This is a genomic window from Periweissella beninensis, from assembly GCF_016908275.1.
Taxonomy (GTDB): Bacteria; Bacillota; Bacilli; order Lactobacillales; family Lactobacillaceae; genus Periweissella; species Periweissella beninensis.
Genome location: NZ_JAFBDN010000015.1, coordinates 22060 through 32025 on the forward strand (window position 1 = coordinate 22060; position 9966 = coordinate 32025).

Here is a 9966-nt window from a genome sequence, read left to right on the forward strand (position 1 = left end):
TCTGTCATTTTATATCTCCCTATTTATCAGTACTTGAACTTGAACTAGTCCTACTATTAACGACAGCTGTATCTTTTGTACTGGTTGCCTTGCTAGTTTGACTTGTGTCTCCATTTTTACCACTTGGTGTAATCGTTACCTTTAACTTACGTGGTGAAATTTTACTAATCCCTTCAAGACTGTCAATTTTAATTGTTTTCACCGTCGTCTTAGTGATGCCATCAACATCCACAGTTGTTTGAATATTTTTGATTTTATTTAAGGTCGTTTGTTGCCCGGATAAAACAACTTCATTAACATTAGCCGTTAATTCATAATCACCGTTATCTTTACCTTGTGCTTTTAATACTACTGGGACTGTTTTTTGGCCTTGCCCCGCTTTAATATTTAAATTAACTTGAGTCGTTTGTGGACTCAAAACAACATCTAATAGTTTACCATTAGCATTAATTGCTTCTAATTTAACTTGTTGTTGGACACTACGCCGTGTATCAACATTCAAGTTAAGCGGTGCAATAATTTGTGTAACTTGGTCAACCTGATCCTTAGCACCCGTTACTTGAACATTCTGCACACTTGAATTAGTTTGCGTTACTTCATAACCACTAGCAATACTTTCTTTATTGTAATTTACATTCACATTAAAGATTTTACTTGCACGTTGCGCGATTTCCACATTAATCTTACTTGGTATCACTTTAGCAGCAACCGTTTTATCTAACCCACTTACTTTTAGCTGCACCCGATGTTTACCTAAACTTAAATTTTTTAAATTAGCACTAATCTCAAAATTTTTAGTATTGGCTACAGCCGTCACTAATGCACTTGAGCCCGTTAATTGTACGGTAACTGTACTAGGCGCGCCAGTAACAAAATACTTACTAGTATCAACATTTACCTGTAATGGCATTGTAACTTTTACTTTGCGTTGTGATGTAAGCGTCGTAAAAGTTCCACTACTTTGATTATCTTTAGCTTGTTGCGTAGCTTGATTTGAATTGCCAACATAAATAAATAATGCAATTGCAAATATTAATGAAATTACTAAATAAATACCTTGTGCTTTCAAAAATTTAACAATTTTCACTTTGGCTTGCCTCCCTTAAAAAAAGCATCCACGATCCTAAAAAAGCCACTCTTAGCATTAACGTTTCCTACTTGACCTAATTGCTTATGTAGCATATTTAAATAATCTTGCCGATCTAAATTTCGAATTAATTCATTATTTAGCGTAAAAGAAACTTCTCCCGTTTCTTCTGAAATAACAATTGTTAACGCATCTGTAACTTCACTAATCCCTACGGCTGCTCTGTGTCGTGTTCCAAGTTCCTTAGGAATTGTACTACTTTCTGATAATGGTAAATAGGCCGCTGCGACTGCTATTCGATTATTTTCGATGATAACTGCTCCATCATGTAATGGGGTATTTGGTATAAACGTATTAATTAATAATTGGCCACTAACTTTTGCATCGAGCTTAATACCAGTCTCAATATACTCCTCTAATCCTGTATTTTGCTCAATTGATATTAATGCCCCGATTCGCCGTTTTGCCATATATTGCATGGCAAAATCCAACGCCTCAATTAAATGTTCTTGCTCTTCATTTTGCTTCCGCGTTTTAACGAAAACTGAACCTCTTCCCAAATGTTCAAGTCCCCGTCTAATTTCAGGTTGAAAAATAACGACTAAGGCAATAACTCCCCAATTAATTATCTGACCCATCAACCATGAAAAAGTATCCAATCCAAACCAAACGCTTAAAATTTTGATAATTAACACTATCAAAACACCACGCATCAACTGAACTGCTCGGGTCCCTTTTAATAACATTAATAATTGATATATAACAAACCAAACGACAGCAATATCAATCAAATGTACTAAGTTTCTTAATGTTAATAGACTTCCTACATCCACGGTACCGATCCCTACCTTTTTTATGTAGATTTTTCATACTAAATTTTATTATACCATGATATTAATTTTCAACCATTATTACATCTAGCATTTAATAATGCTTTCGTTCTTTTCACCAGATTACTGTTTTTAATCACAAAAAAAGTAGTTAACACTTAAAATTAACCACTTTTTTAATAGCTTCTTATAATTCTGATGAAGATTCCATGATTTTATCAATCAATCCATATTCCAAAGTTTCCTTTGCATCCATCCAATAATCACGTTCAATATCTTTTTCAACTCTTTCTAATGGTTGATTAGCATTTTCTGCCAAAACCTTAGCAAGCCGATGTCTTGTTTTTGTAATTTGTTGATAGGCAATTTCAATTTCAGTTTGTTGACCTTGAGCACCACCCATTGGTTGGTGAATTAAATACTCTGCATTTGGTAGCATAAAGCGTTTACCCTTTGTTCCTGAAGAAGCAATAATTGTTGCCATTGATGCAGCTAAACCCATAACCACTGTTTGAATGTTTGACTTAACAAAATTCATCGTGTCAACAATTGCCATTCCAGCAGTAACAACTCCACCAGGAGAATTGATATACATGTAGATATCTTTCTCTGAATCTTGGGCATCAAGGAACAATAATTGAGCCACAATAGCATTGGCCATACCATCCTCAATTTGACCACTAACCATAATAATACGATCTTTTAATAAACGTGAATATATATCATATGCCCGTTCACCACGTGATGATGTTTCAATAACTGTAGGTACTGGATACATATCAAATCCTCCTTTTAATTAAATTAGCATTCCATAACATTGAGTGCTAATAGGTACACTTAATATTACCGCAAAGGTCAAATTAGGTCAAATAAATAATCTTTCTTTATTTAATTGGCAATGGTCGTCCTTCACGAACTATTTGTGCATATTCTTTAATTTTACGCATTCGATGATTAACCCCTGATTTAGAAATTGGACCATTTGGTACAAACTCGCCTAATCCGCTTAAACTAACGTCGGGGTGATTTAGCCTAGTTTCTGCCATTTCGCGTAATTTAACTGGCAAATTAACTAAACCCACTTGATCTACTAACAGTTCGATATCAGCAATTTGGCGAGCGCTAGCATCGGCCACTTTATTAGCATTAGCTTCTTCAGCATTCGTCAACCGATTAACAGAATTTTTAATATCTCGCATAATCCTAACATCTTCAAATTGAAGCATACTGTTAGTTGCTCCAATCAATTGTAAAAAGTCCGCTATTTTTTCTGCTTCTTTGAGATAGACAATATAACCCGAGCGCCGTTCTGTTGTCCTAGCATTTAACCGATATAAGTTCATTAACTCGGCTAATTGTTCATTGTGATCTTGGTATAATGAATAGATTTCTAAATGATAGCGGCTAGTTTCTGGATTATTAACCGAGCCAGCTGCTAAAAAAGCTCCGCGCAAATATGATCGTTTTTCTGAGTCCGTTGCAATAATACTTACTGGCACCGTTTGATTAATTTCAAATCCTTCCATAATTTTTAAATCATCCAAAATTTGTTGTACATTATGAGCTAAACGCACAATATAAACATTATTTTTTTTAAGTTTCATTTGACGTCGAATAATGACCTCTGACTCAGTCTCAAAAAATTGACCCAATAATGAATATATTCGTCTAGCTGTAGAGGCATTTTCTGTTTGAATGTTTAAAGTGAATTGTCGATTATATAAACTAAGTGAGCCATTCATTCTTAATAGTGCTGATAACTCTGCTCTACCATTATTAGCATGAACCTCTAAACTTGTTAGCTCTTTCTTTACATCACTAGCATATGACACACTGTGATTCCTCCAATTAATTTAATTTTTCCTGGCTAAAATTTTCATAAGTTGATCAACAACTCCTTGCCCATTGTGAAAAGCACCATTATCCCGTAATTCTAATAAATCAGCTTTAATTTCAATGACCCCTATTTTTTTTAATTGATTTGAATCATGTCTAACCTGTTTTGAAACTTCATTCCATCGTTGCCAATCAATATAATCTTCTGGCACTTCGGTTGTATTAACAATCGTATGTGTTATTACGTTTGCGCCAACATGTTGATTAATAACTTCAACATGATCACCATCAGAAAAATTATCCGTCTCTCCTTTTTGGGTCATAATATTGGAAATATACACAACATCTGCGCGTGTTGTTTTCAACGCTAAGGCAACATCACTAATCGTTAAATTAGGTAAAATGCTCGTATATAGTGATCCGGGCCCTAAAATAATCTGATCAGCTTGTGCAATGGCTGTGATAACTTGTGGCACTGCCTTAGCTTTTTTACTAGTAGAGTCAGTTTGCGGTTCTACCCAAACTTTCTCAATCACTTTATGTGCTTTAGTTATTTTTGCCTCACCAATTAACGTTGATCCATCTGCAAATTTAGCATGTAAAACCAATGGCTCATTAGCTACTGGATATATTTGCCCTTTAACTTCCATCATTTTACTTAATTTTTGAACTGCATCAAAGATATTTAAATCCATTTCTTGCATCGCTGCAATAATTAAATTACCAATACTGTGGCCAGCAAAAAAATCATCACCTGATTTAAATCGATATTGAAACACCTTTAAATAAACTGGATCTAAGGTTGACAGTACCACCATGACATTTCTAATATCACCTGGTGGCACTACATTAATATAATTACGTAATAACCCTGATGACCCACCATCATCTGCCACGGTCACTACTGCTGTAATATCAACGTGTTCTTTTTTTAATGCTTTTAGTACGACAGGCAGTCCTGACCCCCCGCCAATTATGACGACCTTTCTCACGAACGAACGCTTGATTCCTTTCTTAACTCAATATCACGGTGGGTAATTCGAGTTTTGTACGTTTTTTCAATTGTTTGACCGATTCTTTCAGCAAATGCAACTGACCGATGTTGTCCACCAGTACAGCCAATTGCAATCACTAATGAAGTTTTGCCTTCTAAAATATATCTTGGCAAAGTTAGCTGTAATAATTTCATATATGTTTCATAAAAGGCTTGGGCACCATCACTTTGCATTACATAGTCATACACTCTTTTATCAAGTCCTGTCAATGTTCTAAGCTGCTCATCATAGTACGGATTTTTTAAAAACCGAATGTCCCAAACTAGGTCAGCATCCAATGGTAAGCCATATTTAAAGCCAAATGACATCACTTGTACATTAAACGGCGCTTTATGCTCTCCATTACTAAATTTCTCGAACAACATTTTTCTAAATTGACGAGGTGAATACTCATCAGTATTAATAACAATGTTAGCTCGCTCCTTAACACCTTTCAACACGCTTCGCTCTTTTTTTAAACCTTCCATTATTCGACCATTATGTGCCAATGGATGTTGCCGTCTTGACTCTTTATATCGTGCAACTAACTCTTGGTCTGATGCGTCTAAATATATAATTTCAGCTGTATTTTCTTTGGTTGAGGTGATTTCATTTAAATTACCAATTAAATCAAGTGCCCGGACATCTACCACTAAAGCTACTCGATTTACCGTTGAATTAGTTCTTACCATATTAAAAAATTGCGGTAATAAAGTTGCTGGTAAATTGTCAGTAGTTAAGAACCCCATATCCTCAAAGGCTTGCATGGCAACTGTTTTACCAGCACCACTCATGCCAGTTATAATCACAATTTGTTTTTGTTCTTCCATCATTGCCTCCTTTTTTACCCTATTTTAGTATACCATTTTACTGATTAAAGTAATTCAATCATCGCTAAATTTAAACAAACAATCATTTAAATACCTTAATCCTAGTAGTAACCTCTAGCTAAATAGCATGTGCTATTATACGCAAAAAGAGTTCGGAAATATTTCCGAACCCTTTTTCAGATTAAACTAAATTAATTAATTTTGGCTAATGTAAAAATTGAATTAAAATACCAGCAATAACTAAAACAATTGCTCCACCAAGTCGATTGCCCATTTGTGCAAAGGCAATTAAGCCCATTCGATTTGAGGCTGATAACACGGCAACATTCCCTGTTCCACCCATACTATTATTGCAGAGACCTGCAGTAATAACTGATTCAACCGGGAATAAACCAAACATCTTGCCAATAAAGGCACTAGCAAGTGAAATTGTAATAATGCTTGTCAAACACAGCACAACAAATTGCCAAGTTAAAGCACTAGCTAATAAACTAAGGTTTAAGAGGGCAATCCCAATTCCAGCAAGCACTGCATGTGTCAAGTTTTTAACAATTAATTGGTTAAACATTATTGCGGCATCTTCATAATATTGTGGCAATAAATTAAATGCTTTACATAAAATAACCACAATAATAATGAACGCATATGTGTGAACCTTAGGAACCAAACTATTTAAAATAGTTCCAATCATAAAGAACGTTAATGCCATTAACATACCAACACCCATTTGCATAATATCAGGTTCTACTTGGCGTGTTTTTGAATATTTAGGATCAATTTCCATTAATATTGCGTGCCCATCATACTTAGTATCCTTACCAACTTTAGCAACCATGGCAGCACTAATGATTGCCATCACATTCCCTAAAGCTGAAGCAGGAATTAATTGTGAAATCATCGCTGCTGATGATTGACCTAAAGCATGACCGTAAATACTTGATAAAGGCACGACACCGGCACCAATTCCCCCAGCCATGATTGGTAATGAAACATACATAACTGAGTGACCAAAACCATTTCCTAGTAGCATACCAACTAAACCAACCGCAAAGAAAGTGATAATCATTGATAGTAACGCTACTGGGATGAAACGTACTGAAGCTTTTAATAATAAATTACGATTCATACCTAAAATTGCCCCAGTAATTAAAGCGGCAATATAGAAATCTAAAAAGCCCATATTGTTAATGAAGTTTTTAGTAATATCGACAGTATCTGCTGGTATTACACCAAAAGTTGCTAAGGCAGCTGATGCAAAAATACAAAATACAGATCCACCACCAAGATATGAATTAAAAATTGGTAATTTCTCACCAATGAAATAAAATAAGTGCCCAAGCAATGTTAAAACTAACACTGCTCCTAAAATATTATTTGGTAGTTTGTGCATTGCCATAATAATAATCAATACAGCAAGCATAATTAAATACATTGGCAAGCTAATTCCACTAATTTTTGTTGCCAATATTTTATTTTTATATAGCTTATTTTCAGCTACTGGTTTGTCACCTTGATTCATAACTATTTCCTTTATTATCCAATTTCTTTATGGTCGTCAAATTGGCGGCTATAATAATTATTTGTATTCTGGAACCCACTTCATATCAGCAACAGCTTTTTTAGCATCACTAATTGGTTCACGGTTTAAGTTTTGCGCAAGTACACTTTCAGCAGTTGCTTCTGCAATAATTTGTGAGAACTTAGTAAGGTCTGAAACTGGTGGTAGTACAGCAGCACCCTTAGCATTTGAGTCAACCAAGCCACCTAAAGCGTGAATAGCAGCTGAAATGGTTTCTTGTGTCAATAATTTAGCAGTTGAAGCAACTAATCCAAATCCAAGACCAGGGTAAATTAAAGCATTGTTTCCTTGACCAATGTGGTAAGTTACACCATTGTATTCTACATCAGCAGCAGGAATACCAGTTGAAACTAAAGCTTTACCATCAGTCCACTTAATTAAATCTTCAGCAGTTGCTTCTGCTAATTTAGTTGGGTTTGATAATGGGAAGATAATTGGTCGTTCAGTGTGTGCAGCCATTTCCTTAACGATTGCTTCAGTAAATGTGCCTGGTTGTGTTGAAGTACCAACTAAGACAGTTGGGTGTACTGCTTTGACAACTGCTTCTAATGAAGTTAATTCAGCAGCATTTGCAAATTCACTGCGATCACGCGTAAATGCTTTTTGGGCTGGTGTTAAATCAGGTGTATCATTGAACAATAAACCTTGCTTATCAACTAAATAGAAGTGTTTACGTGCTTCTTCTTCAGTTAAACCTTCTTGTAACAATTCATTAAACATTTGATTGGTAATACCCATACCAGCTGTTCCAGCACCAAATGTAACGAAAGTTTGATCCTTCAATGATTCTTTTGAAATGTTTAATGCACCTAAAACTCCAGCTAAAACAATCATTCCAGTACCTTGGATATCATCATTAAAAGTAGCAATTGAATCTTTATACTTATCCAAGATAACTTGAGCATTGGCACGACCAAAATCTTCCCAGTGTAACAATGATTCAGGGAATAATTTTTGTTCTGCGGCTACAAATTTGTCAATAAAAGCTAGGTATTCTTCACCAGCAATCCGTTCGTGACGGTTTCCTAAGTACAATGGATCTTCCAACAATGCTTTGTTGTTAGTACCTGAGTCAATACTGATAGGTAATACTTGGGCCGGATTAATTCCAGCCGCCGCAGTGTAAACCATTAATTTACCAACGGCAATATCAACACCGTTAACACCCCAGTCACCCATACCAAGAATTCCTTCAGCATCAGTTACAACGACTAAGCGAATATCGCGGCCATCAGCTGCATTCTTTAAAGTAGCTTCAATGTCTTCTGGCGCATCAACTGATAAAAAGGCTGCATTTTGTGGATTCATGTAAATTTCGTTATATTGTTCAATTGCATCAGCCACAACTGGATCATAAACAACAGGCATGAATTCAACTACGTGTTGATCCATTAAATGATAAAATAAAGTAACGTTTTCATTGAACAAATTCATCAAGAAGATGCGTTTTTCTAATGGTGAGCTTTTACTTTGAAATTGTGCATATACTTGTTCTGATTGTTCTTCAATTGTTTGAACCTTACTTGGTAGTGCACCAGTTAAACCAAGTGCTTCCCGTTCTTCCTTCGTAAAGGCGGTTCCTTTATTTAAAAATGAGTTATTTAAAATTGCTTTTCCAGTTAATGCCATGTTGGGCCTCCAAATAGTTTTGAACTTTTTTACAAGGGTTACTATATGCCCCTAAAAGTGCTATAGTCAAAGGTGACATTTCTTATAAATTATTTTTATATCATTATCAAAAACTCTGTTATAGCGCGAGGTTTCATATGTACATTCGAGATTTAGAATATTACCAACAAATTATTTTACAAAAAAACTTTTCAAAAGTTGCTAATTTTTTCCACGTTAGTCAACCTACTATTAGTACTGCTATCAAAAGACTAGAAGAAGAACTTAACACTCAGTTAATTATTCGTGATCATTCGCATAACGAATTAATCTTAACCCTAAGTGGTGAACAGCTATATCGTCATGCTACCCAGATTTTAAATGAATGGGCTGTAACCAAAGCTGAAATTGATCGCCTCAATAACGAACAAATTGTCTTGGGCTTACCACCAATCATTCAAAATTATTATTTTACTAATATTGCACAAACTCTCCGTGAACGAGGGATGCTGAAAAGTATCACTACTGTTGAAGGTGGTTCAAATGATTTACGTAAAAGCTTACAACGTGGTGAAGTTGACATCGCCTTACTTGGTTCAGCTGAGCCTATGGCCTATAAATCATTATTAACTGAAGAATTTGATAGACACAGTTATCAAATTTTTGTTAGTAAAAAGCATCCCCTAGCCGCCAAAAAAGCAATTAAATTTAGTGAACTGCGGCATGAGCCGTTTATTTTATTCACAACTAGTTTTGTCCATACGCAAGCAATTAATAAACTAGCAAGTCGTAATCACTTTCATCCAAATGTTATTTTTCGTTCAAGCGATGTTAATTTCATTATGAATATGGTAGCAAATGGCTTGGGCGTTACCTTTTTAACCGGTATTACTAATCAACATCGCAGTGATGTAGTTGCTATTGACCTTCTTGATACTGATCAACCATCATTTATCACCAGTATTGCCTACCGTTCAGGTCATGTGTTAACACCTGTTCAACAAAAGTTACTGGGTATCCTATATGAAAGTTTAGAGTATTAATGCTCCCCTAACGAAAATAAAACCGGCTCTTTGTCAAATGGTACTGATAGACTAAATAATTAAATTAATTTATTAAGCAACTAATTCATAATTTGGATTAGTTGTTTTTTTGTAATTTA

At 35.0% G+C, this 9966-nt stretch carries 9 protein-coding genes; 1 reads left to right on the forward strand and 8 read right to left on the reverse strand.

Annotated elements, in window-relative coordinates; translation table 11 throughout:
• Positions 1–19: 19 nt before the first annotated feature.
• The 8 genes from JOC59_RS06375 to JOC59_RS06410 form a co-directional block, all read right to left on the reverse strand.
• Complete coding sequence (locus JOC59_RS06375) at positions 20–1087, reverse strand: CdaR family protein (RefSeq protein WP_205143966.1); 1068 nt, start codon at positions 1085–1087, stop codon at positions 20–22.
• On the reverse strand, positions 1084–1920 hold the full coding sequence (cdaA, locus tag JOC59_RS06380) for a diadenylate cyclase CdaA (RefSeq protein ID WP_205143967.1): 837 nt from the start codon (positions 1918–1920) through the stop codon (positions 1084–1086). Before cdaA ends, JOC59_RS06375 begins: the two co-directional genes overlap by 4 nt.
• Before the next feature lie 184 nt (positions 1921–2104).
• Complete coding sequence (locus tag JOC59_RS06385) at positions 2105–2695, reverse strand: ATP-dependent Clp protease proteolytic subunit (protein ID WP_205143968.1); 591 nt, start codon at positions 2693–2695, stop codon at positions 2105–2107.
• 106 nt (positions 2696–2801) lie between these two features.
• Positions 2802–3749, reverse strand: a complete 948-nt coding sequence (whiA, locus tag JOC59_RS06390) for a DNA-binding protein WhiA (protein ID WP_205143969.1) — start codon at positions 3747–3749, stop codon at positions 2802–2804.
• 21 nt (positions 3750–3770) lie between these two features.
• Positions 3771–4745: a uridine diphosphate-N-acetylglucosamine-binding protein YvcK gene (locus tag JOC59_RS06395; protein WP_250966325.1), complete on the reverse strand. Its 975-nt coding sequence runs from the start codon at positions 4743–4745 to the stop codon at positions 3771–3773.
• Positions 4742–5617, reverse strand: a complete 876-nt coding sequence (gene rapZ, locus JOC59_RS06400; protein WP_205143970.1) for an RNase adapter RapZ — start codon at positions 5615–5617, stop codon at positions 4742–4744. The genes JOC59_RS06395 and rapZ overlap by 4 nt, the downstream gene beginning before the upstream one ends.
• 205 nt (positions 5618–5822) lie before the next feature.
• The gene (locus JOC59_RS06405) at positions 5823–7136 is read right to left on the reverse strand and encodes a 2-hydroxycarboxylate transporter family protein (RefSeq protein ID WP_205143971.1); all 1314 of its coding nucleotides are present in this window, start codon (positions 7134–7136) and stop codon (positions 5823–5825) included.
• Between the two features lie 57 nt (positions 7137–7193).
• Positions 7194–8825: a malolactic enzyme gene (locus JOC59_RS06410; protein ID WP_205143972.1), complete on the reverse strand. Its 1632-nt coding sequence runs from the start codon at positions 8823–8825 to the stop codon at positions 7194–7196.
• A 137-nt stretch (positions 8826–8962) separates the two neighbouring features.
• Here JOC59_RS06410 and JOC59_RS06415 point away from each other — a divergent pair, with 137 nt between their 5' ends.
• Entirely contained in the window at positions 8963–9847 is an 885-nt protein-coding gene (locus JOC59_RS06415; protein ID WP_205143973.1) for a LysR family transcriptional regulator, read from the forward strand.
• Positions 9848–9966: the final 119 nt, after the last annotated feature.